Raw genomic sequence first — 26397 nt, forward strand, 5'->3', positions numbered from 1 at the left:
AAATAGATAAATTGTTTACTGATGTCGGTTTTAAATTTAAAAAAAGTCATTGAGAGCGTGTGGCGGCCATGCCATAAAGTTCAGCAGTAATAAAATGTATCCGAAGCCAACCGGTTTCGCGGTCATTTTCGTTGCCATGCGTTCCAGTCTCAGCCTACACGGTATGTCCAGTAAGGCCTTGAATGAGGATGGTAAAATACTGCGGGAGATCGTGTTGATCTCCACCGCATTTAAGCACGAAAAATGCCGGATGTTTACGAGCATCCTGAAAGCGGTTCTCAAATCGGCAGCGGCAGAACGCTGTGCCTGCAGCGCCATGACCTCATTGCTGGCGCGATCGCGACTGCGCGGGCCGCAAAGAAAAATTCAGAATATCCTCCTGCAATAACGGTCTGCCAGGCTTAAATGCAGCGATTTTTTCGGAGATTGCAATAATCAATAACATAAAATATGAGAATGAACTTCGGGTCATTTATCATGCTTGGTCCACAGAGAGACTTAATTGTCACTTCTTGTGCTTGAAATATCATCAAATGGTGCAAAATTTGAATGATGTTAATTTTAATTAATTGATGTATAAGGTTTTAATGAAATTTGATGACAAAAATAAAATGTTACTATAGAGTAAATTTTAGTATATTAATTGCCGTGTTTTTATCATGAATGCGGCTGAAAAAGAGGGTCTGGCGCCGGTGGGAAATTTACGCTGCCAGTGAGTGCCTGTCAGACAGCACCTTATTTGTCGACTCACCATATCGGGATAATTCCCGCTGACCTTACCGGGGGGGCAGAGGCGCCCCTGCACCTGACAGGATATCCCCTCATGCAACAGATCGCTTTTTATATTCTTATTGCCAGCCTGACCATCGCCAGCCCCGGTCCGGGCGTTTTATTCACCCTGACGAACACCCTGAACTATAACTTGCGTCATGCCATGGCCGGAATCATCGGTGTGGCCGCAGGAATGGGGGTGATATCGATCGTCGCGGCCAGCAGTGTCGGGGTGATCATTACCACGTCCCGGTTGGCCCTGCTGGCAGTGAAAATCATCGGAGCCGCTTACCTGATTTATCTCGGGAGCAAATTATTTCGTTCACTACCCCGTGCGATGAATAATAACGCGGCCATACCGGGAACCGATGTCGCGCCATCCGCCAGTCAAAGCTTTCGCCAGGGTCTGCTGATTTCTCTGCTAAATCCCAAACCCATCGTCTTCTTTATGGCGCTGTTCCCGCAGTTCATTAACCCGCAGCAGCCATTTGTCCCCCAGTTTTCGATACTATCGGGTATTTTCTGTCTTTTGGTGATCGTTATCCACACGCTTTACGGGCTTTTCGCACACTCCGTAAAGATGAAGATGTCTTCCGGTAATCTCTTCAGTAAACTCAATAAAACCGGCGGAGTGCTGTTCATGTGTTTTGCTGCAGGCCTCATCATTTCCGCCCTGCAGCCTTACATTTGAACCTATGCTCCCTTATTCCCCCATGGAGTCGTTAAAATGGATATTTTTGTTTGCTATCGCTGATTACTCTGGGCACTAATCTTCTTGACCCCCTCAGATTGCATATCCCGGCTTTGTGGGGGGAGTGGGCTGGACTCATCATGATAAACCGTGGTTACCGGGCGATAACGTTCCCGAACATAGCCCGCTGACCCTGGCCGTATGCCGTGACGCTGGAACTTATTAAACCGGGTACAGCGACGCAGAATGTGACGCCGGAAGAGCACCGGCTGACAACCAGGAAAGCGCAACTATCAAAAAGGGCATGAAGCTAAAACAGGCGTAGTGGCAATACCGGCTCAGGTATTTGCTATCATCCCCACATGGACACGTGAAGGTTGTCTATGAAGGCAAAACAGCAGCAATGAAAATCCTGTCAGAAGGGAAGCCCATAGTGGGTTGCGCCGGCTACGTAAGATACTTTTCCTGCGGGAAATTGACGGCGGGTCGCCAGGATGTTCTGAAATACAGGTGAAAAATGTTTCAAAAAAAACCGTTTCTCCTCTCCCTGCTTATCGCTCTCTATTCAGGGGGAGTTATCCTGACAACTTTTCTTCTCCTTGGCGGTATCTATTTCTTTCAAAAGAAAGAAATAGAGGATTCTCTCCTTGAGAGCAACCTGGCCTACGCGATGAAAATTGCTGATACGACAGACCGATATCTGGCCATGGCCCAACGTGAATTAGCCTGGACAGCTTCTGAATTACATAGCACCGATGCATCCGTGGCCAGGTATGAGGTAGAGCGTCTGCGACTCCGGTCAGCCGTATTTAACTCTGTTGGGGTTGTTGACGCTAAGGCTGCGATTATTGCCACTTCACCTTACCTGCCCGCACTGACCGGCGTCAGAGTACATTCCGCAGCAAGCCAAAATGCTCTGGCTGTTCAAAAGCCGCTGATTTCTGGTCCATTCACGTCGATTGCCGGAAATGACATGATAATGCTCTCGCATCCACTCCGTTCGCCGGATGGCCACTATCTGGGCTATCTCGGCGGAAGTATTTATCTGAAAAAACAGAGTATGCTCAGTGATATTATTAGCCTTCATTTTTATAAAGATAATGTATCTGTAACTATTGTCGATCGCGATGGCAAAGTTATATTCAATACTGCTCCCACGATGACCAGGTCGCCCGTCAATCTCACGCCACAATTGAAAACGTATATGAGCAACAACTTAAACGGTTCTTTTGCCGGACGAGATTATTTGGTTGGCTATGCGGGTCTTAAGAAATCTAACTGGAATATTATTGTGTCGACGCCGTCAGAGGTTGTCACCAGTATGTTGTTCAATACGGTGAAGAAAATTTCCGGACTGGTGCTGGCTATCCTGTTCTTTATTACGACAGGGGTGGCTTTTCTGTCGTCACGTATCGCAAAACCACTGGAGCAGCTTGCGCGGCTGGTTCAGACCAATGACAGCCTCACGTCGCCAGAGAAACTCTCTTCCATCAGGGCCTGGTACCAGGAAGCTTATTTACTCAGAGAGGCGATGGAAAAACGTTTTCGTTTAGTCTCTGCCCAATTTGCAGCGCTCAGTGATGAGGCGATGACAGATCCTTTGACGGGTTTGTATAACCGGCGTGGTTTCTATGAGCAATTAACTTATATCAAGAACCTTAAAAATCAGTGCGCGATTGCAGTAGATATCGATCATTTTAAAGCCATTAACGATCGGTTCGGACACAGTACAGGTGATGACGTGCTGGTTCATACGGCGGATTTACTCAGACTGACATGCCGAAAAGAGGATGTTATCAGCCGCTTTGGTGGAGAGGAGTTCGTTATCCTTTTGACGGAAACCACGCTCGCCGGGTCTGCTGCGATAGCCGAGCGGATCCGCCAGGTCATATCGGCTACCGAGTTCTCTGAGGCAGGGCACCTTACGGTCTCGATCGGTGTCGCGGGGCTAAAAGATTATGAGGGTGACTACGAGCGACTCCTCATGGCAGCTGATTCCGCGTTATATCAGGCTAAACGACAAGGACGAAATAGAGTCGTGGTCAGTGGGCATAGCCAATAGCCATGATGGTCAGAAGTGAATGCGCTCAAATTGTGAATGTTCGGTTTTGCTTTGTGAACAGAGGCTTGCCGGCCCGGATTTTACCAAAAGTGGTTCTCAGACAATAAAATGTGCGATTTTCCCAACGGCACATTACCAGATTGCTATCTGGCAGACTGGACAAGGAAATCCAGATATCTACGTTCTCAATTTTCAGCCGCTTTGTCAGCTGAAAGGTTCGCAGGTAAGACTAATCTGCGGATTCTGCTATTGTAAAGAATTAAGATGTGGAACAACTACCGGTAGGAGATAACCGATACGGCGGATACGAGCAGCTGTTGCTGAACTGCTCGAGTAATTCTTGCCTGGTCATCAACCAGTGTATTATTTTGCCGCTTTGTTTTTTATATCTGTCGGAATTTTTTCCGGACTGACAACCAACCACACAGAAATACACACTATTAACGCACCGATAATAAACCCTTCATTAATGGTTTCACCCAGCGCCAGATAGCTCCACAGCACCGCAAATGGTGGGATCAGAAAGGTGACAGTCAGTGAGCGCAGTGGACCAATATCAGCGATCAGGCGGAAATACAAAATATAAGCAAAAGCAGTACAAACTATCCCGACGGCGAGAATGCTCGCCCATACATCTCCCTGCAGCCAGTGAACTGACGGCCCGGTTGTGGTACTCCAGATAAAAAAAGGCAGTAAAAATAAAGTCGCGCCGATCTGGCTGCCGAAGGCGACAGTCTTTGGATCCAGCCCACCTTTATTTGAGATCCAGCGACGGGTGAGAAAACCAGCTATACCATAGCATGCAGTAGCCACAAGGCATGCCACAACGCCAGCGATAGTTTCATTCGTAGAACGAGACTCTCCGACGCTGGTGATGACTATTATCCCGACCAACCCAAGTAACACACCACCCCATTTTCGTGTTGTCAGTTTTTCACTGAAGAAAGTAAATCCAAGCAATGCTCCCATTAATGGTGTAGTTGCGTTGAGAATAGCTGAATATCCGGCTGGCAACCATCTTGCAGCAAGACAATACATTAAGAAAGGCAAGCCAGAATTAATTACCCCTAAAATAATAGAAGATTTGAACTTATCTTCAAAATTAAATGAAGATTTAAGGGTGAATAAAATAACTGCAAGCCCGCTAAAGCCAAAAAAAACACGTAAAAAAGCAGTGTTTATCGCACCAAATTCAGGTGCGGCAATTCGCATGAACAAAAAACTAGCTCCCCAAATGGCGGCAAGAAGTAATAATCGGATATAATCGGCCACACGCATTTTAACTCCTCTTTCTATTAAAATAAAAATGTCGTATATAATCTTGGTTAATAAAACTTAAACATAAAAAACTTAAAGGCATGTCAGCAAACACACAAACAAGTTTTTCTTTTATAATTCAGTTTAACTAATGCATAGGTTCAGGCAGATTATGAAACTTCCTCCTTTACATGCACTTATGTGCTTTGAGTCGGCCGCCAGGCATTTAAGCATGAAAAAAGCGGCCGAAGAATTGTGCGTCACCGCTAGTGCGGTCAGCCAGCAGATTGCAAAACTGGAAGGCATGATACACATACGTCTTTTTATCCGGAGTCCACGAAGTCTTGAACTGACCGATGAAGCCCGGATCTATCTGCGTGCAATCCGCCCGGCGTTCAGTCAGATAGCAGAAGCGACGCAGCGGCTGATGAATGAAGGGAAGTCGAATAAAATTACCATCAGTTGCACCAGCGGTTTTGCGATCCAGTGGTTGCTGCCGCGACTACCAGAATTTGAAAAGGAGAACCCCGGGGTGGAGGTGCAAATCAGCACCACTAACCGGCGGGTTGATTTATTGTCAGAAGGGATCGACTTTGCCGTCAGACACGGCACCGGCTATTATCCCGGTCTGGAATCGGAATGTCTTCTGAACGACCGGCTGAGGCCCGTATGCAGCCCAAGTCTTGTCCCTCAGGAGCAACCACTCTCTTCGCCGTTTGATATCACCCGGTATACTCTGTTGCATGATGAACACCGGATGGACTGGGCTCTCTGGTTTAATGCAGTGGGTATTGCTGGCGCCGATACCGATAAAGGTCCCGTTTTTGTCGATTCGAATGGCGTACTGGAGGCGGCGCTAGCAGGGAAAGGTATAGCCCTTATCCGTGACGAGCTGATCCGGGAAGAACTGAAAAACGGGACGCTTATCAATCCGCTGCGGATGGCCATTGATTCACCGATAGCGTACTACCTGGTGTATCACGAATCGGCCACTTTACAGCGAATAAGCCGACGGTTTCGGGACTGGCTCTCGGCCACTGCAGCTGCTAACAAAAATGAATACCCCACTTGAACTGCCTTCAGAAAGAGAACACCGACAGGCGTTCTCTGTTTTAGTTTAGCAAACTAAACTATCGTTTAATTTATATCAGTTGTGCGATCCCGCCCTCTAATTAGATTTTCTCCTGAGTTTACTTTTTCTAACTCATAAGCCCAGATGATTATTTTCAGTCATCCTGAAGAAATACCATGGTAGATTTTCAAATATTTCGCGCGATGTGTCGGGGTAAGTTATTACACATATGTGAACTTGATAGTTCAGGTCTTCTGTCAGTTATTGCTGATTATGACCGGATCATATACTAGGCCAGGCTCCGTCAGTCTTAAAAACTGGCCGAGGGAAATAGGAACTTTGTTTGCAGATAAACGTTGGTGAGAAATCTGCATACGAAATGAATCCAGAATGATAATAACGGGCGCTGAAAACATTCAGGAGAACTCCTGCTCACTTATATCCAATGTCTATTTTCGCCCATAGCCGCTATGGTTCCCTCTACCTGTAAGGGCGGCGTCTTCCATAAACCAGGCCGCCTTCCGGCGATGCAGTCCTGGTATAGCCGCCAACATTCCCGCTATAATCGCAGAAATTTCTCAACGGGTTCAGAGACGAAATGACAAAACTCACCTTACAAGAGCAGCTCCTGAAAGCCGGGTTAGTGACCAGCAAAAAGGTCGCTAAAGTGCAAAGAACGGCCAAAAAATCACGGGTACAGGCGCGTGAAGCGCGAGAGGCGGTGGAAGAAAACAAAAAAGCGCAGCTCGAACGCGATAAGCTGCTGGGCGAACAGCAAAAGCAGGCCGCTTTAGCCAAAGAATATAAAGCTCAGGTCAAGCAGCTGATTGAAATGAACCGGATTGTTCCGGCAAAAGGCGACATTGGCTTTAACTTTACCGACAACAATCTCATTAAAAAAATTTTTGTCGATAAGCTGATTCAGGCTCAACTGATTAGCGGCCGTCTCGCGATCGCGCGTTTGGTGACAGACAGCAGCGGCGAGAGCGTATACGCGATTATTCCGGCTAACGTCGCGGATAAAATTGCGCAGCGCGATGCGGACAGCATTGTGTTACACAGCGCGCTCAGCCAGGAAGAGCAGGATGAAGACGATCCGTATGCTGATTTCAAAGTGCCTGATGATTTAATGTGGTAGCTGGCCTTGCCGTTCGTCATCTGTGCCTATGAATGGCCGCGTCGCTGAAAGGGATGAATGCATCGTCTCGCTGCGAAAAATGTCGCTCCCTATCAAAGGATGAATCAATGATTATGCTCCGCCCGATGGGCGAAGAAGAATACCCGGCATATCTGGAATACTTTATTGCGGATTACGCGCGTGAAATTGCCGCCAACTATCGGCTTAGCGCGGAGGATTCGCTGGCAAGAGCGAAGCGTGAAATCGCAGAGGATCTTCCTGAGGGGGTGAATACGCCCGGGCAGGTTTTGCTGTGTCTCTTTAACCAGGCAGACCATTGCGACGAGCACGTCGGTTACCTCTGGTACAAACCCGATACCGCCACGCAAACCGTGTTCATCTTTGATTTTTATATCTTCAACGCCTGCCAGGGGCAGGGGCTGGGCACGCAGGCGCTACGCGCTTTTGAGCGGGAGATGCGAGAGCAGGGGATTGAACAGATTCGACTTCGCGTGGCCGGAGATAACCAACGAGCCCGCCACGTCTACGAGTCTGCCGGCTTTTGGGTGACGGGAATCAATATGAGCAGGACGTTATCCGATTAATGCTCGTGGAGGCAGACAAAAGTCACGTATTCCGACGGGCCGCACGGCGGTGAAAGGGGAGATGAACGCGCGGGGCTTCAGGCTTTATGTTCGGTCCTGCTGCGCGCTGTTCGGTCCGGCCAGGGTTCTGGATAGCGATCCGAACGCCTGACCCGGACTTCTCTTTCAGCGCGCTGACTCCGCTGACGTTATTTCGCCAGCAGCTCCTTGCGGACGATCTCTGCGCCTGCACTTAACGCATTGAGCTTGCCTCTGGCGACCTGACGAGAGAGGGGCGCCATCCCGCAGTTGGTCGAAGGATAAAGCTTATCGGCATCGACAAACTCAAGCGCTTTACGTAGCGTACCGGCGACCTCTTCCGGGGTCTCAATAGCATTGGTTGCCACGTCAATCGCGCCCACCATCACCTTTTTGCCGCGAATCAGCTCAAGCAGGTCCATGGGGACACGCGAGTTATGACACTCCAGCGAGATGATATCGATATTCGATGTTTGCAGCCTTGGGAACGCCTCTTCATACTGGCGCCACTCTGACCCCAGCGTCTTTTTCCAGTCAGTATTGGCTTTGATGCCATATCCATAGCAGATATGTACCGCCGTTTCACATTTTAGTCCTTCAATCGCTCTTTCTAACGCAGCGATCCCCCAGTCATTCACCTCATCAAAAAAGACATTAAATGCCGGCTCATCAAACTGGATAATATCGACACCCGCCGCCTCTAATTCTTTCGCTTCCTGATTGAGAATTTTGGCAAATTCCCAGGCCAGCTTTTCACGGCTTTTATAGTGGTTATCATAGAGGGTATCGATCATCGTCATCGGCCCTGGCAGGGCCCATTTAATAGGTTGTCGGGTCAGCTGACGTAAAAAACGGGCATCTTCAACGAAAACCGGCTTCTGACGCGCCACTTCACCCACGACCGTCGGCACGCTCGCCTCATAGCGATTGCGAATTTTCACCACTTCGCGCTTCTCAAAATCCACGCCGCTGAGATGCTCAATAAAGGTGGTGACAAAGTGTTGGCGCGTTTGCTCGCCATCGCTGACAATGTCAATTCCTGCGCGTAGCTGATCATACAGGGACAGGCTTAGCGCATCTTTTTTCCCTTCAATTAATTCCTGATCGTGTAATTTCCAGGGCGACCATAGTTTCTCAGGCTCTGCCAGCCAGGAAGGTTTAGGTAAGCTGCCAGCCGTCGAGGTGGGTAATAATTTTTTCATAATAGAAAGCCTTGTATGTTCGGTGAATTAAAGCGCGTAGCCAGCAGACCATTTCTCAAGAATATTCTGGTAAGGCTTGATGAAATGCTCTTCAGTAAATTTTCCCTGCTCGATCGCCAGCTGGCTGCGCTCTTCCCGATCATAAACAATTTTGGTTAATGAATGATCCTGGTGATTCAGGTTCGGTTGATAATATTGCCCTGCGGCGGCATTGGCATTGTAAATTTCAGGCCGGTAAATTTTCTGGAATGTCTCCATCGTACTGATGGTACTGATAAGCTCAAGATTAGTGTAATCACTAAGCAGTTCCCCAGAAAAATAAAACGCTAACGGTGCAACGCTATTCTGCGGCATAAAATAGCGAACCTTTAATCCCATCCGGGAAAAATATTGTTCAGTCAACGACGAGCCATTTTGCTGATATTCGATACCCAATACCGGATGCTGATTTCCCGTCCGCTGATAGGTGTCTTTGCTCGATACGCTGAGGCAGATTACCGGCGGTTTGTTAAAGTTCTGCTGGTATACAGTAGAACTAACGAAGTGTTTAAAGATATTGCCATGTAACTCACCAAAATCATCCGGGATGCTAAATGCGGATTGCTGTTTGTTATGCTCTAACAACCGCACGCTAAAATCATAATCGCGTACGTAAGAGGAGAAATTATTCCCGGCGAGGCCGTCAATACGTTCGTGCGTTTTTTTATCGAGAATGTTTGTTTTTAAGATCTCAATGACCGGAAAGCTGCCGCTGCGGTGCTGGTCATTGAGTGTCATTTCAACTGAAATAATTTCAAGTTCGACAGAATAACGATCGCCTTGTGGGTTATCCCAGTACGCCAGCGCATTAAAACGATTGTCAATCATCGTCAGCGTGTTACGTAAGTTGTCCTCGCGGTTTTCCCCTCTGGCCAAATTCGCGAAATTGGTTGTAATTCGCGTATTTTCAGCGGGGTTATAATGCGCGTCAAAACAACTACGCTTAATCGTAAAAGTAAAATCTTTATTCATCGCGATGGTGCACCCTAAGTCTGATATGAAAACTGAATGTATTCCCTGAATCCCAGCATATCCTTTCTTTTTATCTGGTTATGTCATTCAGTAATCATCATATTGTCTCTGATTAATAGAACATATTTTATGCCAGAGTCCCTGGATGAGTGAAAGCGACATAATTTCATTACAACATGAGTCATCTTCATGGTCGAAGAGCAGCCTCACTGCGCCAAGGCTGGCGGAGTGTCCTGCGTCGAACGTTGTACTTATTCGCGCAGGCGGCTCTTGCGCGCGAGATCTTCCCGTGTAGGCCCCTGAAAATAGAGGGTGCTGATATGACAGCTGCGGGGCTGAGTGAGGACAAAGCGAATGGTTTCCCAGACCGATCGCCCGTTCAGCAGGCGTTCGCCCATTTTGACGCTATCGTCGACATGTTCGTCTAAACCGCTCAGTTCAAAATCCGGCGGATACAGCCCGGTGACGCGGATGTTTTCAGCCGCCAGCTGGTGCGAGAGCGTCTGGGTAAACCCGCTCAGACCATGCTTGCTGGCGAAGAAAGCAGGATGCGCGATTGAATCGGTAAAGTGCGGGATACCGCAGGCGGAGATCATGGATACAATATCCGCCTGCTCCGAGCGTCTTAATGCCGGTAATAACGCCTGAACTAACAACACCGAACTTGTTAACCCGGAATGAAGGGTATCGACGATCTCCGGGGGCGAGCGATCGTCTAAATTGCCGGATAACCATTGCGCCGCATTAAGAATAAGAATATCCACCGGCGTCTCAGACTGTAATAGCTGCGCGGAAAACTGCGCAATGGATGCCGGTTGCGCTAAATCACACAGGTATCCTTGCGCCGTCCCGCCCTCCGCCGCGATCAGAGTGCTGGTTTCCTGGATATCCGCCGGGCGCCGGGCGCAGTAATCGACGCTGACCCCTTCGCGGGTCAGCCAGACGGCCAGCGCCTGCCCAAATCCGCTGCCTCCGCCCGTAATAACGGCTCTTTTACCTCTCAACATCAACTGACTCCTGGTGAGTGACAAGCATGGACACGGAAGTGATTGTGCACAGGAGGCGGGAGCGGCATCTTTCCATTTGTGCCATTCGGCCAATCATGGCATCAATGAACACATCCCCACGCTGTGTTAACCGGAGGTCGGCCCCAATGGACACCGCACAGGGCTTGCATTATGGCCGCCATATTGCAATGCAGTCGCAGAACCGGCGGCAAGAGAAGGCGTATGGAGAGCGGTTTGAAGGGCCGCCAGGCTGCGGCAGAAAGCGGCAGAATGTCGGCCCAGGGGCGGTCAGAAGGCAATCAGACTTTAAGCAGTTTCACCGTGGCATCAATGTCAATCTCATCTTCTGAGAAGATCAATGTCGTTCCCTGAAAAGTGGTGATCGCCAGTTTTTTCAGCGAGCGCATGTCACCGGGCTTAACGTCGGATTTCGGCTTGATGCTGCTCATCAGGATCCCCACGGACAGCACCGCATTTTCTTTATCAATGCGGGTATCGGCAGGCACTTCTTCGCTGTAGACCAGGTAGGATTTGATCGACGTGAGCTTCAGGCGCTCGCCGGCGATATAGATGTATTTGCTTTCCGGCACCACTTTCACCGCATAAGCTGACAAACCCTTGTTATTGGTGGTGGGTTCGAAGGTCACCGCCGCATCTTTCTTAATCAGATCAGGATTGGCGACCTTAATCACATGAAAATAGCGGTTATCGCCGTTTTCATCTTTGATAAATCCAAAACCTTTATCTTTAAACCAGGTTGTGATTGTTCCGTTCATCGCCGTTACCACCTACTTAATCGTGTATTAACTCAATTTTTGCAGCGCGCAGTGTAATGCACAATGCCTGCGCAGACCACGCCTTTGCTTTCAGTCTGGACGATAAATTTTGGCTATGCGAGGGGGAATAGCGTGCGTCAGAATAACAACACGCCCGTTTATCCTGGCCAGAGAGCCCTGCTGAGGCTACTCATTGCCCCACTGATTAAGGAACATCGCGATCTCATCGATACGATCCGCGGGGAGACCGGCTTCGCGCGCCATGTCTGCCTGGGCCTCTTCGCTGATCTCCTCGTTGTTCATGAGACGAGTGAGCAGCAGTTGAAAATAGTGCGCCAGAGGTTCGCGTTCTGATTCACTGACCGGCTTTGCGCATTCCGTCGCGTACTCATCGGCGATGTCATAATACTTTAGCGGTATTTCATTATTCATTAAGTAGGCCCTTAGGTTAATGCCGGTATCATTTGCCGAAGATCATATCATCCTTATTTCATTTTATCTGCCATCCGCGTTGTGGATAGCAGAACGCGAACAACGTCCTGAGTGCAGCGGTCTGATTTTCTGTCCTGCCGGGTGCTCTGACCGTCACGGAGTGCGCGTCAGGGAAAGCCGGGCCGGGCATCGCTTTCTTTTTATTCCCGACGGATGGTAATGTTGCCCGATAACGGGTAACCCGATGCTGCTAATGAAAATATTGCTCGTAAGACATGGTGAAACTGAATGGAATGGCGTTAACCGCCTGCAGGGGCACCTTGATAGCCCGGTAACCGCGCGCGGGCATAGACAAATTGCGGCGCTGATCCGCGCGCTTGACGGTGAGAAAATCGATCGGGTGGTCTCTTCTCCCGCAGGTCGCGCCGTCGCGGCGGCCACGCCGATCGCGGCCCATTTTGCCTGTCCTATCCGTTTTGACGCGCGGCTCATTGAACGGGGCTTCGGGCCATTAGAGGGAACGGTCTACTCGCAGCTCAACGACGAGCAGCGGAGGTTGTTCGATGCGATCTACTCCGGCGATCCGCACGTGACGCCACCGCACGGCGAGTCGCTGGCCGCTGCCGTCGCCAGAACAACAGCGGCGCTGCTTGAAGCCGGTGAGGCGGGGGACCGGTGCGTGTGCGTGGTTTCTCATGGCCAGGTCATGCAGGCGGTTATCTCTACGCTTGACGGCCATGGTGCGGAGAACTTTCCCCGCTATGCGCATCTGAATGGCAGCTACTCGGTTCTGGAGCGCGCGGAAGGTCGGTTATCGCTGGTGAAATGGGGGATAGCCACCCATTTGCTGTTGCGGGGATAAGCAGACAGCTTATCCCCGTATGGCGTTTAGTCGGATTTCAGCATGCCGAAACTGACTATCCGGGAGCGCCCCTGCTCTTTGGCCCGGTAAAGTGCGGCATCCGCGGCTCGCAGCAGACTGTCGCTCTGGGTATGCTGCGGGAAACTGGCAATGCCGATTGAGACATCCACCTGGCCAATCTCGGTGAGACCATCGCGCAGGGTCAGGCTGCGGACACTGTCGTAAATCTCCTCTGCGCAGGCCCGGGCCGTCTCTTCATTGGCGCCGGCAAGTAGCACCAGAAACTCCTCGCCGCCGTAGCGAAAAGCCATGCCTTTGTCGCGTACCGCGCGTTGGACAATGACCGCCACGCTCTTGATCACCAGATCGCCGGCTTCATGACCATACCGATCGTTAATCGTTTTGAAGTGATCGATATCGATCATCAGGCAGCTCAGCGGAGCATGGTTTTGCACCGCGAGATTGATTTGCGTATGCAGGGCATCATCCAGATGATGACGGTTACGCAGCCCGGTCAGCGAATCAAACAGCGCTTTCTCCAGCAGCGCGCTGCGCAGACGCTGGTTTGCCAGCGCCAGACCCAGCGCTTCGGCCATCAGCTCCAGATAGGCGCGAGAAGGGGCGGTGGCGGGGGTGACATTCCTGAAGGAGAGCAGGCCGATCGCTTCTCCTTGCGCAACCAGCGGCACGCAAAGCGATTGATGAATGCAGGCGTCGGGCAGGTGGGTGCAGGCGATGTCAGGCTCACCATTGACCGGCGGATGGCTTAATCCACGGCGCACGGCCCAGCAGTTGTCAGGATAAAAGACCTCGGGTTCATCCGGCGGCGAGAGCCATTGAGCCACACAGCGCAACTGCCAGGGATTGGTTTCGAGAACATACAGGCGCCCGGGAATTGCGGGGGCGATATTCGGAGCGAAGAGCTCGGCGACCTTGATAACATCGTCAAAAGATTCGCAGCCCTGCAGACGCTGCGTCATGCGCGCCAGCAGTTCCCGAATCGCCCAGTCGGCATCCCGCTCTTGCTCAAGACGCTGACGCGCCAGGCCATTTTCGCGGAAAATACGGATCGCCTGGGCCATATCGCCAATCTCATCGATCTGCGTGAACTGGGGGGCTTCGACGGCATAATCCTGTGAGGCAAGACGTTGTACCACATCACTTAAACGAACAACCGGGTACAATACCCGCCGTTGCAGGATAAATCCGAGGACAAACAGGAACATCAGCGCCGTCAGCGCGACCATTATTTCTGATAACGTACGCCAGGTGTGCGATTTTTCCGTGGCTTGCGCAATGGCGCTGGCGGCCCGGCCTTCCAGCATAAGGCGGAAGTGATCGATCTGGGTCTGTACCCGTTCCAGCTCCTGTTCATAAGGCTTGCCGTAGAGCAGGGTGAGCGCCTCGCTGTCTGCTCCACGTTCAATACTGGCAAGCGCGGCCTGCTGTTCATCCTGCAGCTCATCCGCTATCTGCAGCCCCTCGCGCAGCAACATCAGCTCCTGCGGCGTCGCTCCCCGATCTTTCAGCTTTTCCAGCCGGTGCTCTATCGTCGTCAGCGAACGGGCCTGCTGGCGGTATTCCTGTAACACATCCGGGTTTTTGTTAATGACGTAAGCGCGAGCGAGGTCGGATAATTCCCAGCTCTCGGTTTCAACCGTTTCGGTTAGCTGGTCGAAGATCTGCCGCTGTTGTACGACCTGGCGTTCGGCGGTCTCCGCGTTGGACGCCATCAGCATGGCAATACCGGAAGTGATGGTCAGGCAAACGGTGATCCCGTAGGCCCAGTTGGTCATGGTGGCGATTCTCACCCGAATTTTCCTTGCATGCAGATGAACAAATGACGTTACGTCTAATTATAGAACCCGCTTCTGCCCATTTGCGGGCAGAGGGTTAGTCGCGTTTTTTCCGAATAATCGTGCTATGTAGCGTGTCGGCATGCTGGCATAACGTACAAAAAACATCTTTATCCAGGGCGCCATTTATAACATCGTTCTCTATCAGCTGTAATGCATCCTGATAACGCATGGCAACGCGATAGGGACGATCTTCGGTCAGGGCGGTAAAAATATCGGCAATGGCGATGATACGGTCAGGGAGTTGCAGATAATCCTGATTCAGATGCAGCGGATAGCCGCTGCCATCGAGTTTTTCATGGTGGTTGGCCGCCCAGTTAATGATTTCACCGAGTTCACTAAAGGCGCTGAGAATTTCACCGGTCATATAGCTATGCTCTCGCACCTGACGCAGTTCATCAGGCGTGAGTTCGCTTTGCTTTTCCAGGATATCCAACGGGATATTAATTTTACCAATATCGTGCAAATAGCCGGCAATCTCGATTTTTTTACACTCCTCTTCCGGCAGATGCATATAGGTTGCCAGCAGGCAGGATATTTCGCCGACCATAATACTGTGACTGGCGGTGAAGCTGCTGTAGGTATCGACAATTTTGGCAATTAACAAACAAATATCTTTCAGCCCGTCGATATCGATGTACAGCTCGTTAATCGGGCCGATGATCTCCAGCATCCTTTGGATATGTCCGGGATGAAGATGCAGCCAGAAATGCTCTTTTTGCGCGAGCTGGCAGACGGTGTCACAGAGCATCGGATCAATCTCATGATGCGATGTGCGAAAGGTGTCGATGATAATGTCGGGGTGATGATCTGTGGTGATATTTCCGCTGGAGAGCAGACGTTCAAAAGCATCGGCAAAAAAAACGATATGCTCTTCGAGGTTACCTTTATACGCCGGGTTAAAGTGGTGATGGCGAATAACAGGCAAAACAGGCGCAAAGGTGGGTAAGCCGCCGAGCATCTCGGCGCCCCGATGCTGGTGGGGGTCTTCGATATTATCAATGTCATTCAGCGAAGTGACGATTCGCTTATCCCCGAGCACGCCAATATCGTGAAGCAGTGCGGCGCAAAATATGGTCTGCTGCTGCGACCGCGGCAGTTCCAGAGCTAACGCGAGCTCGAGAGCAATTAGCGCCGTGCGTTGCATATGCAACTGAAGTTCCGGGTTGATTATCTGTATAACGCGCGTGGTTAGCATCAATGCTGATTTTAAGGCGAGACGCATCGTTTTTCTCCATCCGCGTGATTGGGATAATATCGGCTCATTCCGGTGGTCTGTATCCAGATAACGCCAGCAGAGGGTAGAGACGCCAGTACGTGGCGAAATGATCGGCGAGTAAATCCCGAAATAATTTCATTTATAGCAATACTCAAGCCCGAAATGCATGGCGACAAAGACGCATAAAAGCGTGAAAAAGTTTTTAACAGACGTCAGTTAATCATTTTGCTCATAAAAAGAAAATACATTGTCGTGAGCCACTTGCGTTATCTCGCTGCCGGGATGATACATATCTGATTCGATCGTCGGCAAAACGAATTTTAGAACAAGATGCGTGATGGGGTGATGAACGCTTGCCGGCCGCCGCTGACGGAGACGCAGTTTCCTCGCGAGTTGTCGGGGGCGAGACGCCTTTACAGCGCCAAACGTCGGCATCAAGGCTGAAAGGCGTGCTAAAACGTCACCGTCACCGCCCTATGGCGGGACGGTGACGGAATACCCGCACAACCTTTTGCTCACCCCCAGGTCGTCATCAGAATGTCATGGCACCTTGCAGATACAAGGTCCGCGGCTGGCCGACATAGATGCCTTTGTTGTTATCGTCGTATGAGCGGGTGTAGTACTCATGGTCGAAAATGTTTTTCACGCCGAATGCCAGGTTGAGATTGGCCATTTGCGGGCCAAAATCATAGGCGACGCGGGCGCCCCACAGCATGTAGCCCGGAATGCGGCCGTTGCTGCCGTCAGCGCTCTCCGCCACGGTGTTGGCATTGTCTGCAAACTGACTGGACTGAAAATCGCTATTGAGGTTGAACGTCCAGTTACCCGGTTTGTAGTCCACGCCAAGCGTACCTTTATGTCTGGGTGAGAAAGGCACCTGGTTACCGTAGGTATCGCCTTTCTCACGAATGACGGCGTTGACATAGGCATAGCTGGCATAGACCGACAGATTTTCCAGCTGCGGATTGAGATCGCCAAGGTCGTAACGCGTCTGCGTCTCCAGTCCGCTGTGGCGCGTTTTACCGCGAGCGGTGACGGTATCGTTGGTCTGGTTGGAGTCGTACTGATTATTGAAGTTAATCAGGAAGAGTCCCATTTCCGCGCTCAGCGCGCCGTTGTCGTAGCGAGTACCGACTTCCCAGGTACGGGCTTTTTCCGGTTCCACATTGCCGCTTTGCACAGCCTTGCCAATTTGGCTGTACTGTACGGTACCGAACGATCCTTCTGTGTTGGCATAAAGATTCCAGCTGTCGGTGAGATGATAAAGTACGTTAAGCGCCGGCAGCGGGGCGTTATAGCTGACCTGCTGACGGGTGCCTTTCAGACTGTCATCCTGGTAAGACTCAATATGTTCGAAACGCATGCCCGGCGTGACCGTCCAGTTGCCGATATCAATACGATCGTCGATATACCAGGCGTGAGCCTCGGTGCCAGAGCGGGTATCGCGGTCGTACGGACTGGCGGTGTCGGGCAACTTGCCGCTGATGGTGGGGGTGTAGTAGCGCATCTCGTGCGTGGATTCATTCACGTAGCGATAGCCGACGCCGACTTCATGAGCGGAAGCGCCAAGCATAAAGCTCTGGCTGTAGCGCGGTTCGATACCGCGCACCCAGTATTCACGCGGGGAAAGCGTGGTGCGCTTCCCTTGCTCCAGATAACCGCTGCGCAGCGTATGGGTATAGAAGCCCTGAATGTTGAACTTGTGCTGTGCATCCGGCTGGAACTGATAGCCGAGGCTGGCAAGCTGACGTCGTCCCCAGAAGCGATCTTTTAAGCGGGTGGACTGCCAGCGATCGGCAGCATAATCGGCGCGGGACAGGCCGCCGGGCATATCGGCTTCACCATCGTAGTATTGCAGCAAGCTGTTGAACGTGTGCACCGCGTTTGGCGCATATTTGCCTTTCAGCATCACGTCATCGATGCGCGTGGCGCTATGTTCACGCCAGTCGCTGCCGCGGGTACCGGAATAGAGCAGGGCAGCCCCCAGTCCGTTATCGGCAGTCCCCCCCAGCATCAGGTTGTGGGTCTCTTTGGGATTGTTCTGCGAGGAGGTCGGGCTGAGCTGACCTTCCACGCCGCCCGCTATGCCAAAATCCTGCGGGATGGCCCGGGTGACAAAGTTCACTACGCCGCCCACGTTTTGCGGTCCGTAGCGCACGGCGCCTGCGCCGCGAACCACATCTACAGCATCCATGTTGCCCAGCGATACCGGCGCCAGCGATAGCTGAGGTTGACCGTAGGGGGCGAAAGGTACCGGAATACCGTCCATCAGTACCGTAGAACGGCTGGCGAGGCGTGGGTTCAGCCCCCGGATGCCAAAGTTCATCGCCAGATCGTGGCTGCCGGTACCGGTATTTTCCGGCGCATTGACGCCGGGAATGCGATTCAGGACTTCGCGCATGGTGGTGGCGCCGGTTTTAGCAAAATCATCGCGGCGGATAACATCGCGGGCGCCAGCATGTTCAAAAACATCGTTTTCCCGGGCGTCGCCAAGCCAGTCGCCGACCACCGTCAGCGTGGATTCCGTATTCGCAGGCGCCGGCTCCAGCGTCCAGGCCTGATTGCCCAGAGACTTCAGCTGCAGCCCGCTACCGTCGAGCAGCGTTTGCAGACCGTCTTCCACCTCATAGCTGCCGTGCAGGCCATCGCTGTGTTTTCCGCGAGTCAGGCCGGCGTCCGCCGAGAGCGTAATACCGCTGCGGGCGGCATATTGGTTCAGGGCGCTGTCTAAATCCCCGGCGGCAATGTCAAACTGCGTTGCCGCCAATGTGGGGGCCGCGACCAGCCCCGCGAGAGGCAGCAGGCTTAAACGGATTGCCATCACCAGAGGCATCGGTTTGCGTAATACGCGTAAAGGCGTCATGTGTTCTCCACAATCGTTTTTGGTTGTCATCACCTGTTAAGTCGAACGAGCAGGTGAAAAGGGACAATGGAGAAGGCTAATTTTTTGTTTTTTTCTCAGGCCGCGACGACAGTGACCCAGTAGCGGGTGGCAAACTGCAGTTTTACCGGTAGGGTCTGCGCGATGATGCGCAAAATCGCATCAGTGTCGCCCAGTGGAAAGGTGCCGCTCAGACGTAAACCGGCGACGGCGGGATCGCAGCGCAAGATCCCCGGGCGATAGCGGGAGAGTGTGGCGAGCACCTCATGCAGGGGACGATCGCGGAAACTGAGGACGCCCTGTGTCCAGCTTACGTCGCTGCCATTCAGCGGCTGAAGGTGGGAGAAGGTGTCGTGGGTAAACCACAGACTCTCGCCGGCGTGGACAATCTTGCGCTGTCCGCCTGACAGCACCGCCTCGACAGCGTGCTGTTGCACCGTCAGGCGCGTGTCACGGGGAAACTGGCGGAGGGTAAATTCGGTGCCCAGCGCGGTAAGTAAACCATCTCGGGTCTGGACGCGAAACGGTCGCTGTCGGCGGTCACGGGCGGTAGTAACGGCAATTTCGCCGTAGCGCAGGCGAACCAGGCGCAGGCGATCATCAAAGCGCACATCGGCGGCGCTGTCGGTATTGAGCGTCAGCAGAGTGCCGTCGTTGAGGGTTTGCCGCAGCGGCAGACCTTTTGCCGTGCGGTAATCGGCGCGCAATCCTTCCGCCAGTTCACTGGTCCACATTTGCCAGCCGCCGCCGGCGGCGACCAGCAGCATCAGCCCTTTCAGTACCTGGCGACGCGTCAGGCGACTGTCGTTGAGCGTCCGGCTGGCAAGGGGGCCGGGAAGTTGTCCCATCTGCTGGCGCAGGTTTTCGACCTGCTGCCACGCCCACTGGTGATCGCGGTTTTGTTCATACCACTGTTGCCAGCGGGCCTCTTGCTGTGGGTTGACGCGACCATCGCTTAATACCGCGTACCAGCGCGATGCGGAACGCAGGGCCAGGCGACGGGATTCGGTTAATGCGGAACTCACAGGCCATTCTCCAGGCGAAAAAGCAGGCAGTGCTCAGTTGCCCTGGCGACATATTTTTTCACTGAGCTGACCGAGACCATCAGGCGTTCGGCAATCTCGGCATACGTCAGCCCCTCCAGTTGCGAAAATAAAAAGGCCGCGCGGGCTTTGCGGCTCAGGCCATCCAGCATGGCATCGACCTGCTGCAGCGTCTCCAGCTGAATGTGCTGTAGTTCCGGCGAAGGGACCATGGCCTGCGGAAGCTGGGCAAGCATCTCCAGCCACGCGCGTTCCAGCGCGTTACGGCGAAACAGATCGATCATCACCCGTCGGGCGATGGTGCACAGGAAGGACTTAGGATCGCGGATAGCGGGCAGAGATTCGCTGCCCATGACGCGCAGAAAGGTATCCTGAGTGACATCATCGGCGTCAAAGGCGGATTGCAGCTTGCCGGTTAACCAGGTTGTCAGCCAGCCGTGATGGGCCTGATACAGAGAGGCGAACGTGAACGGTGTGGCGGCGGAAAGCTGAGACATGAGCAGATTCAGAACAGGTTATCAATAGTGATATGTTAATATGAGAATGGTTATCATTACAATTAAAAGGCGGCGCAAAAATGGGCCGCGCGAACAATAATTTCAATAAGTGACTGTTGCGATTGGGAAATGTTGTTGATTTCACGGTATCCGCTCTCAGGCCTGCGTTACGGGCGGCTGATCGGCGAAGATTGGGGGATAAAAAATGATAATTGTTCGTTACAAACGAATGATGTGCGATTTATTTTCTGAAGGCGCCAGATATTGCGCGGATTTATAAAATAAGGTGATTCTTATTTGATATATAGAAAAGGAATGAAAAGATACGTTGCATGCTATTTCATAGGTTATGACTCTGATATATGGAGAAGCGTTATATTGATTGCCGTGATTCTTAGCGACGTTTATACTTTTTACCTCCGCGCCGCCGCGCGCAGGATGAGAGGGCGGGAGGATGTCGCCGGCCAGTGACAGCAGGGGTTGCGAAGCAATATGATACTGAAAAGTACAAATTGATTTAATAATGTGCAATCAGCGAATCGAAATAATTAGCGAGAAAAGGGTTGCCATAGTAAATATTTGTAATGAGATCTTCTTTTTTATTTTACATTCTGTTACAACTGTGAGGGTATTATGCTTTTTTCACCGCGGGGATGTTTTTTACTTGCCGGAGTGAATTTAGCCGGATTACTATTGTCATAGTTGCTATACGTACCGCCTAACGACTGATGAATGGACTTCGTTTTTTCCTTAAGCGCTACTCATTTATAGACGTTTACAGGAAAAATCATGCCTTGCGCTTTTAATAAAAGTCTTCTGCACCCTCGCAACTGGGGGACCTGGTTTGGCCTGGCCATTCTCTGGTTAATCGTGCAATTGCCTTATCCTCTGTTACATATCATCGGCACCAGCGCAGGAAAGGCGTCGCGCCGCTTCCTTAAGCGCCGCGAACATATTGCCCGCCGCAATCTTGAACTCTGTTTTCCGGACATGTCGCCGCAAGCGCGGGATAAGATGATTGAGCAGAATTTTATGTCGCTGGGGATGGGGCTTATCGAAACCGGTATGGCCTGGTTCTGGAGCGACGAGCGGGTTAAAAAATGGTTCGACGTTGAAGGCTTTGAGAACCTGAGCAAAGCATTAAGCGCCGGGCAGGGCGTTATGGTCGTTGGCGTGCACTTCATGTCGCTGGAACTCGGTGGCCGTACCATGGGCCTGTGTCGGCCAATGATGGCGACCTATCGCCCGCACAACAGCCCGCTGATGGAGTGGGTGCAAACCCGCGGACGCCTGCGTTCGAATAAAGCGATGATCGATCGCCGTAATTTATCTGGTCTGGTGCACGCGCTGAAAGCCGGCGAAGCGGTATGGTTCGCCCCGGATCAGGATTATGGCCCGAAAGGCAGCGTGTTTGCGCCGTTCTTCTCCGTCCCTCAGGCGGCGACGACAAACGGTACCTACGTCCTGTCGCGTCTCTCCGGTGCGAAGATGCTGAGCATCAGTATGGTGCGCAAGATGGACCGGAAAGGTTACACCTTGTACATCAGCGATGTGCTGAATGACTATCCTGGTGAAGATAAACAGGATGCGGCCAGCTACATCAACCGGGTGATTGAAAAAGAGATTCTGCGCGCGCCGGAGCAATATCTGTGGGTACATCGGCGTTTCAAAACCCGCCCGCTGGGCGAGGGCTCACTCTACTAAGCCAACAAGCACCGTAAGCGCTTTCAAAATCGCGGCAGTTGCGTTAACGTGAGCGCGATCATGTTTTTTGTTGAAAGCGAAGGAGTGCAGCGTGTTCGCTGAGTTTGGTGTGTTGAATTATCTGACCTATCTGGTCGGGGCTATTTTTATCATCCTGGTACCCGGCCCTAATACCTTTTTTGTTCTGAAAACCGGTATTGCGCACGGCGTTAAAAAGGGCTATCTGGCGGCGGCTGGCGTGTTTATCGGCGACGCTGTGCTGATGCTGTTGGCGTTTGCCGGCGTCGCGACCCTGATTAAGACCACGCCGGTGCTGTTTAATATCGTTCGCTATCTGGGGGCGATTTACCTGCTGTGGCTGGGGGGCAAAATGCTCTATTCCGTTCTGACCCAGCGGGAAGGACACGCGGACGCCGGAGCTGAACCGGGAAGCGCGATTCTGAAACGCTCGCTGACGCTTAGCCTGACGAATCCTAAAGCCATTCTTTTCTATGTCTCTTTTTTCGTGCAGTTCATCGACGTTAGCGCGAAAACGCCCGGGCTGGCGTTCTTTATCCTCGCGCTGACGCTGGAAGTGATTAGCTTTATGTACATGAGCTTCCTGATCCTGTCCGGTTCGTTCGTGACGCGCTACGTGAAGACCAGAAAGAAACTGGCAAAAATCGGCAACAGTCTGATTGGTCTGGTGTTTGTCGGTTTTGCTGCGCGTCTGGCAACGTTGCAATCGTAAACCGCTGGCCGGTCGTGATTCCGGCCTGATAGCGATATCCTCTGGCTTGTAACAAAAACCCTTCAGTTTTTATTGCATTAATGTTACATATACAGCCGATTATCGGTCAGAGAAAAGGGAACCCGGATGATTCTGCAAAAGCTCATCAGTAACAAAAACAGCAAGAAATTCTTCTTGTCGATAGGGATTGTGTTTGCCATCGCGCTTACCGTGGTGGGCCGCGCAACGTTTGGCGGGGTCGTTAGCGAATACAATATGCCGTACTCCGAATGGAGCACATCGATGTTTTTCCTGCAGGGGGCGATGGTGACCGTGTACAGCATCGTGTTCACGCTGCTGTTTTCCATCCCGCTGGGTTTCTTCTTTTTAGGTTCTGACCGTCAGGACTAAGACTATGGGGCGAACGCGCGTTCGCCCTGTTTAACCCTTCCGTCACCAGCCGCGGCCGTCATAATGATGATGGTGGTGGTGCCTGTGGTGATAGCCGTCGTCAACAATACATCCCGATAACAGCGTGCATAGCGCAAGAATCAACGATAACACGATCGGTTTTTTCATTTCTCACTTCTCCGTTGTCCACCGTCCGCGGGCAAAGAGCTTGCGGAGTCGGCTGATGAAGTGAGTGTATAGCGTTAACTTATTGAGTGGATAGGATAACTCCGCAATAACGCTCTGACGAATGATCCCCGGCCGCAGGCGCTACCACCAGCCGAACTGAACGCCGGCCAGGGCCACGATCGCGATGATAATCATCAGAATGGTACTTTTTTTCATTACGCGCCGCCCGGAGCCGCGTAGCCGCCGACAAAAAACCAACCGAGAAAAACAACGGCGACGATAAAAATGGCCACCGGGAAAAGAATACCCAATCTCATGATGTTACCCCTGAAGCTAAAAATATGACCTGTCCTGCCACAAAACCATTAAGCCGTTGCATTACATCGCCACAGCTTACCGGAAAACCTCGCTATCATACTGGATATCGCCGTCAGGTTTTAATCAATATTCAGAAAGGAATCGCGCCGACGGGACTTTTTATCCTGATACATCGCATCATCCGCAGCGCGCAGCGCACTTTCGACATCCTGAATCTGCGGATTCACCTCAGTGACGCCAAAACTGGCACCGGGATAGTTAATTCGGTGTTCACCCAGAAAGTAAACTCCACGTAAGGCCTCTCGCAGGATCGCAACAAAGGACTGTTGTTGCACAGTGTCCAGTTCGGTGCCGACGACCAAAAACTCATCGCCGCCCAGACGCCCCACCAGGTCTCCCTGGCGAATATTCGCCTTCAGCCGTTCGCCAATCTGGATCAAAAAGCTGTCGCCGCACTGATGACCAAAGCGATCGTTGATCGCTTTAAAATCATCGAGGTCGATAAAGATCATCAGCAGATTGCGCTGCCGTTCGCGCTCGCGGGGAAACATTGACGACAGATGCTTAAACAGCGCCCGGCGATTGGCTAAGCCGGTCAGCTCGTCGGTATAGGAGTGCATTTCCAGCGCGACGTTGGCGGCGCGAAGCTGATCAACCAGCGTCTCTTTCTCAATGTAGTGAGAAATTAAGTTAGCAAACAGCTCCATCACCTGCTCGCCTTCGAGGTTATAGGGCTGCTTATTGCGGCTGGTTGCACACAATGTGCCGTACAGCGAACCGTCGGCGAGGCGCACGGGAATGCTGAAGAAGGTGATAATACCCATGCCCTGAGCGGCGATGCACGACGGCCAGCGGGTGTTGACATCGTTACTGAACTGGCAGTCATCATCGATTGCACGTTTACACAGCGACTCATTCCACGGCACCGAAAACCCTTCCGGGATCTGCATTTCGCTGCTGTTATGCGCGTACAGGACCAGCTGGCGCTGCGCTTTTAAATCAATACGAGTCAGATAAGTCGACTCCATTCTGGTCACAAGCTCCAGCATCTCTAGCAGCTGCCTGACTAACATTTCAAGGGAATGTTCATTGGCGAGCGTTTGCGAGACGCGAGCAAGAATAAAATCTGACATGAATGTACGGCTCCCGATCGCGGGTGGGGCCGTCAGTCATTTATGCTGGAAAACGGCTACCAACGAAGAGTAAACATAGATACAACAAATTTAACACATTAATGAAGGGAATACCTGCGATCGCAGCGGGGAAAAAAAGCCCCGTCGGGGGCGACGGGGAAAACTCATTGATTATGGAATGATCTGTTCTCTGGTCAGTTCGAGAACAAGCGCTACTCTACGGGGCAAAAGTGTAGTTAAAATGGAGAAACCATGAAGAATCAGGGCAAATACCTGCTCTGTGCAAAGAAGGAACAGAAATGAAGTGGATGATAATGCTACTGCCGCTGACCCTGGCCGGATGCGCGAAGCAGCCGCAGCCGCAGGATGCCCCACCGCCGCCGCAGACTATCGGCATGGCCAACCCGGCTTCCGTCTACTGTACGCAAAAAGGCGGTAGTCTGATTCCGGTTCAGACGCCGCAGGGCGTGCGCAGCGACTGTAAGCTGCCCGGCGGGGAAACCCTCGATGAATGGGAACTGTGGCGCCGGGATCACCCCGCTAAGCCGTAACCGGTAGATTCTCAAGCCAGTTAGCCAGCACCAGCGCATGGTTTTGCCGGATATCTTTGGCGGCATACAGCAAGGTTAAGGGCTGTTGGCGAGCCAGCCCGGCGAGACGTAATCCTTCGTCACGCCGGGCGTCGAGTTCCTGGCGATACTGTTGACTGAAGCTGGCAAAATCGATCGCCTCGCCGTGGAACGCTTTACGTAGCGCCGAAGAGGGCGAGAGCGATTTGCACCATTCATCGTAGCGCAAAGCCTCTTTTTTCATCCCGCGCGGCCACAGTCGGTCGACCAGGACGCGGTAACCGTCGCCGGCCTCTGCCGGATCATAAACGCGTTTACAGTGAATCATCGCTATTTTCTCTCTGTTGCATCCAGGCGAGGAGTTGGGGCAGCTGTTGGTCGGAAAAAACGGCGATTCCGTGTTCACGCAGCAGCGCCGCCGCCACGCCTGAGCCCGGCTTTCGCTGCCCGCTGAACGTCCCGTCGTAAATAAACTGGCTGCCACAGGTCGGGCTGCCATCGGTTAACAACGCGGCCTCGCAGCCGGCATCCTGTGCGGCGCGCAGGGCCAGCCATGCGGCCAGCTGATAGTGCGGGGTGACGTCCTGACCGTCGCTTTCAACGATACGCGCGCGGTCTTGCATGACATCCGCGCCCTGGGCGTGAAGGATTTCGGCCGGCAGTCGGGGGACCGGCAGCCCGGCGGCCAGCTCCGGGCAATGAATTACCAGCCGACCTTCGCGCTGCCAGCGCGCCAGCGCGTCGGCAAGCTGCGCTTTTTGGCTGCCATTATAGCGAACCTGAAAACCCATCAGGCAGGCGCTGACCAAAATTTTGCTTTTCATAGGCGGTCCATCATTATTCCTCGGCGCTATACAATAGCGCCTGCGCGAGGAAATTACCCGCGCACAAAGCAATCCGAAAGCACGAATGGCCTTCTGCCGTGGTGAAAACAGGGGTTGTGTTCCGCGACGGAGATCGCTAATCTGAGGCTCCTTGTGTTGCCCGAAAATCGCTCTGACATAAG

General features: G+C 52.2%; 27 protein-coding genes. 10 read left to right on the forward strand and 17 right to left on the reverse strand.

What is annotated here, in order from left to right; genetic code table 11:
• Positions 1-36: 36 nt before the first annotated feature.
• Positions 37-318, reverse strand: coding sequence for a hypothetical protein (locus tag BV390_RS30730; protein ID WP_132467797.1), 282 nt, complete (start codon positions 316-318; stop codon positions 37-39).
• A 505-nt stretch (positions 319-823) separates the two neighbouring features.
• Here BV390_RS30730 and BV390_RS16825 point away from each other — a divergent pair.
• Together BV390_RS16825 and BV390_RS16830 are read left to right on the forward strand one after the other, a co-directional pair.
• Positions 824-1462 (forward strand): LysE family translocator, encoded by a 639-nt coding sequence (locus BV390_RS16825; protein WP_032700264.1) that lies wholly within the window; start codon positions 824-826, stop codon positions 1460-1462.
• A gap of 517 nt (positions 1463-1979) precedes the next feature.
• A complete protein-coding gene (locus BV390_RS16830) occupies positions 1980-3524 on the forward strand; it encodes a sensor domain-containing diguanylate cyclase (protein ID WP_032700262.1) in 1545 nt (514 codons plus the stop codon).
• Positions 3525-3887: 363 nt separating this feature from the next.
• Here the strand turns inward: BV390_RS16830 and BV390_RS16835 are convergent, their stop codons facing one another.
• Positions 3888-4802 carry a DMT family transporter gene (locus BV390_RS16835; RefSeq protein ID WP_046852748.1) on the reverse strand — a complete coding sequence of 305 codons (915 nt, stop codon included), beginning with the start codon at positions 4800-4802 and terminating at the stop codon, positions 3888-3890.
• 151 nt (positions 4803-4953) lie between these two features.
• Between BV390_RS16835 and gcvA the strand changes: the two genes are divergently transcribed.
• From gcvA to BV390_RS16850, 3 genes are all read left to right on the forward strand, one after another.
• Complete coding sequence (gene gcvA / locus BV390_RS16840; protein WP_032700258.1) at positions 4954-5853, forward strand: transcriptional regulator GcvA; 900 nt, start codon at positions 4954-4956, stop codon at positions 5851-5853.
• A gap of 598 nt (positions 5854-6451) precedes the next feature.
• A complete protein-coding gene (locus BV390_RS16845) occupies positions 6452-6991 on the forward strand; it encodes a DUF2058 domain-containing protein (protein ID WP_032695761.1) in 540 nt (179 codons plus the stop codon).
• A 107-nt stretch (positions 6992-7098) separates the two neighbouring features.
• Positions 7099-7575 (forward strand): GNAT family N-acetyltransferase, encoded by a 477-nt coding sequence (locus BV390_RS16850; RefSeq protein ID WP_032688298.1) that lies wholly within the window; start codon positions 7099-7101, stop codon positions 7573-7575.
• 188 nt (positions 7576-7763) lie between these two features.
• On the opposite strand, the gene BV390_RS16855 is transcribed toward BV390_RS16850, so the two are convergent.
• The 5 genes from BV390_RS16855 to BV390_RS16875 all read right to left on the reverse strand — a co-directional run bounded on the left by BV390_RS16855 (position 7764) and on the right by BV390_RS16875 (position 12021).
• Positions 7764-8795, reverse strand: a complete 1032-nt coding sequence (locus tag BV390_RS16855) for a methionine synthase (protein WP_032688297.1) — start codon at positions 8793-8795, stop codon at positions 7764-7766.
• Between the two features lie 27 nt (positions 8796-8822).
• Positions 8823-9806, reverse strand: coding sequence for a DUF1852 domain-containing protein (locus BV390_RS16860; RefSeq protein WP_085397126.1), 984 nt, complete (start codon positions 9804-9806; stop codon positions 8823-8825).
• 251 nt (positions 9807-10057) lie between these two features.
• A complete protein-coding gene (locus BV390_RS16865) occupies positions 10058-10813 on the reverse strand; it encodes an SDR family oxidoreductase (RefSeq protein WP_032700256.1) in 756 nt (251 codons plus the stop codon).
• Between the two features lie 299 nt (positions 10814-11112).
• A complete protein-coding gene (locus tag BV390_RS16870) occupies positions 11113-11589 on the reverse strand; it encodes a cold-shock protein (protein ID WP_004860714.1) in 477 nt (158 codons plus the stop codon).
• Between the two features lie 186 nt (positions 11590-11775).
• The gene (locus BV390_RS16875; protein ID WP_032688295.1) at positions 11776-12021 is read right to left on the reverse strand and encodes a YmjA family protein; all 246 of its coding nucleotides are present in this window, start codon (positions 12019-12021) and stop codon (positions 11776-11778) included.
• A 253-nt stretch (positions 12022-12274) separates the two neighbouring features.
• Between BV390_RS16875 and BV390_RS16880 the strand changes: the two genes are divergently transcribed.
• Positions 12275-12883: a histidine phosphatase family protein gene (locus tag BV390_RS16880; protein ID WP_032688362.1), complete on the forward strand. Its 609-nt coding sequence runs from the start codon at positions 12275-12277 to the stop codon at positions 12881-12883.
• A gap of 26 nt (positions 12884-12909) precedes the next feature.
• Here the strand turns inward: BV390_RS16880 and BV390_RS16885 are convergent, their stop codons facing one another.
• The 5 genes from BV390_RS16885 to fecI form a co-directional block, all read right to left on the reverse strand.
• Positions 12910-14694, reverse strand: a complete 1785-nt coding sequence (locus BV390_RS16885; protein WP_032688294.1) for a sensor domain-containing diguanylate cyclase — start codon at positions 14692-14694, stop codon at positions 12910-12912.
• Positions 14695-14776: 82 nt separating this feature from the next.
• On the reverse strand, positions 14777-15964 hold the full coding sequence (locus tag BV390_RS16890) for an HD-GYP domain-containing protein (protein ID WP_032688293.1): 1188 nt from the start codon (positions 15962-15964) through the stop codon (positions 14777-14779).
• Positions 15965-16490: 526 nt separating this feature from the next.
• A complete protein-coding gene (gene fecA, locus BV390_RS16895) occupies positions 16491-18821 on the reverse strand; it encodes a TonB-dependent Fe(3+) dicitrate receptor FecA (RefSeq protein WP_032700252.1) in 2331 nt (776 codons plus the stop codon).
• Between the two features lie 95 nt (positions 18822-18916).
• On the reverse strand, positions 18917-19864 hold the full coding sequence (gene fecR / locus BV390_RS16900) for a ferric citrate uptake sigma factor regulator FecR (protein ID WP_032688291.1): 948 nt from the start codon (positions 19862-19864) through the stop codon (positions 18917-18919).
• The gene (gene fecI, locus BV390_RS16905) at positions 19861-20379 is read right to left on the reverse strand and encodes a ferric citrate uptake sigma factor FecI (RefSeq protein ID WP_085397127.1); all 519 of its coding nucleotides are present in this window, start codon (positions 20377-20379) and stop codon (positions 19861-19863) included. The genes fecR and fecI overlap by 4 nt, the downstream gene beginning before the upstream one ends.
• Before the next feature lie 789 nt (positions 20380-21168).
• On the opposite strand from fecI, the gene lpxP reads away from it, so the two are divergent.
• The 3 genes from lpxP to BV390_RS16920 all read left to right on the forward strand — a co-directional run bounded on the left by lpxP (position 21169) and on the right by BV390_RS16920 (position 23203).
• On the forward strand, positions 21169-22083 hold the full coding sequence (gene lpxP / locus BV390_RS16910) for a kdo(2)-lipid IV(A) palmitoleoyltransferase (RefSeq protein ID WP_032688289.1): 915 nt from the start codon (positions 21169-21171) through the stop codon (positions 22081-22083).
• 91 nt (positions 22084-22174) lie between these two features.
• Entirely contained in the window at positions 22175-22813 is a 639-nt protein-coding gene (gene leuE / locus BV390_RS16915; RefSeq protein ID WP_032695767.1) for a leucine efflux protein LeuE, read from the forward strand.
• A gap of 126 nt (positions 22814-22939) precedes the next feature.
• Entirely contained in the window at positions 22940-23203 is a 264-nt protein-coding gene (locus BV390_RS16920; RefSeq protein WP_004860746.1) for a DUF2534 family protein, read from the forward strand.
• 42 nt (positions 23204-23245) lie between these two features.
• Here BV390_RS16920 and BV390_RS30735 read toward each other — a convergent pair whose 3' ends face one another.
• The 3 genes from BV390_RS30735 to BV390_RS16925 form a co-directional block, all read right to left on the reverse strand.
• Positions 23246-23371, reverse strand: a complete 126-nt coding sequence (locus BV390_RS30735) for a hypothetical protein (RefSeq protein ID WP_088911622.1) — start codon at positions 23369-23371, stop codon at positions 23246-23248.
• Positions 23372-23586: 215 nt separating this feature from the next.
• Entirely contained in the window at positions 23587-23688 is a 102-nt protein-coding gene (locus tag BV390_RS30740) for a YoaK family small membrane protein (protein WP_004101234.1), read from the reverse strand.
• 120 nt (positions 23689-23808) lie between these two features.
• Positions 23809-24822: a sensor domain-containing diguanylate cyclase gene (locus BV390_RS16925; RefSeq protein WP_085397128.1), complete on the reverse strand. Its 1014-nt coding sequence runs from the start codon at positions 24820-24822 to the stop codon at positions 23809-23811.
• Between the two features lie 299 nt (positions 24823-25121).
• Here BV390_RS16925 and BV390_RS16930 point away from each other — a divergent pair, with 299 nt between their 5' ends.
• Positions 25122-25373, forward strand: a complete 252-nt coding sequence (locus BV390_RS16930) for a putative hemolysin (protein ID WP_032688245.1) — start codon at positions 25122-25124, stop codon at positions 25371-25373.
• Here BV390_RS16930 and BV390_RS16935 read toward each other — a convergent pair.
• Together BV390_RS16935 and BV390_RS16940 are read right to left on the reverse strand one after the other, a co-directional pair.
• Entirely contained in the window at positions 25363-25719 is a 357-nt protein-coding gene (locus BV390_RS16935; RefSeq protein WP_085397129.1) for a DUF488 domain-containing protein, read from the reverse strand. The genes BV390_RS16930 and BV390_RS16935 overlap by 11 nt on opposite strands.
• A complete protein-coding gene (locus tag BV390_RS16940; protein ID WP_032700247.1) occupies positions 25706-26215 on the reverse strand; it encodes a 2-thiouracil desulfurase family protein in 510 nt (169 codons plus the stop codon). Before BV390_RS16940 ends, BV390_RS16935 begins: the two co-directional genes overlap by 14 nt.
• Positions 26216-26397 lie beyond the last annotated feature (182 nt).

This window comes from Klebsiella sp. YJ (genome assembly GCF_002108615.1).
Taxonomy (GTDB): domain Bacteria; phylum Pseudomonadota; class Gammaproteobacteria; order Enterobacterales; family Enterobacteriaceae; genus Klebsiella; species Klebsiella planticola.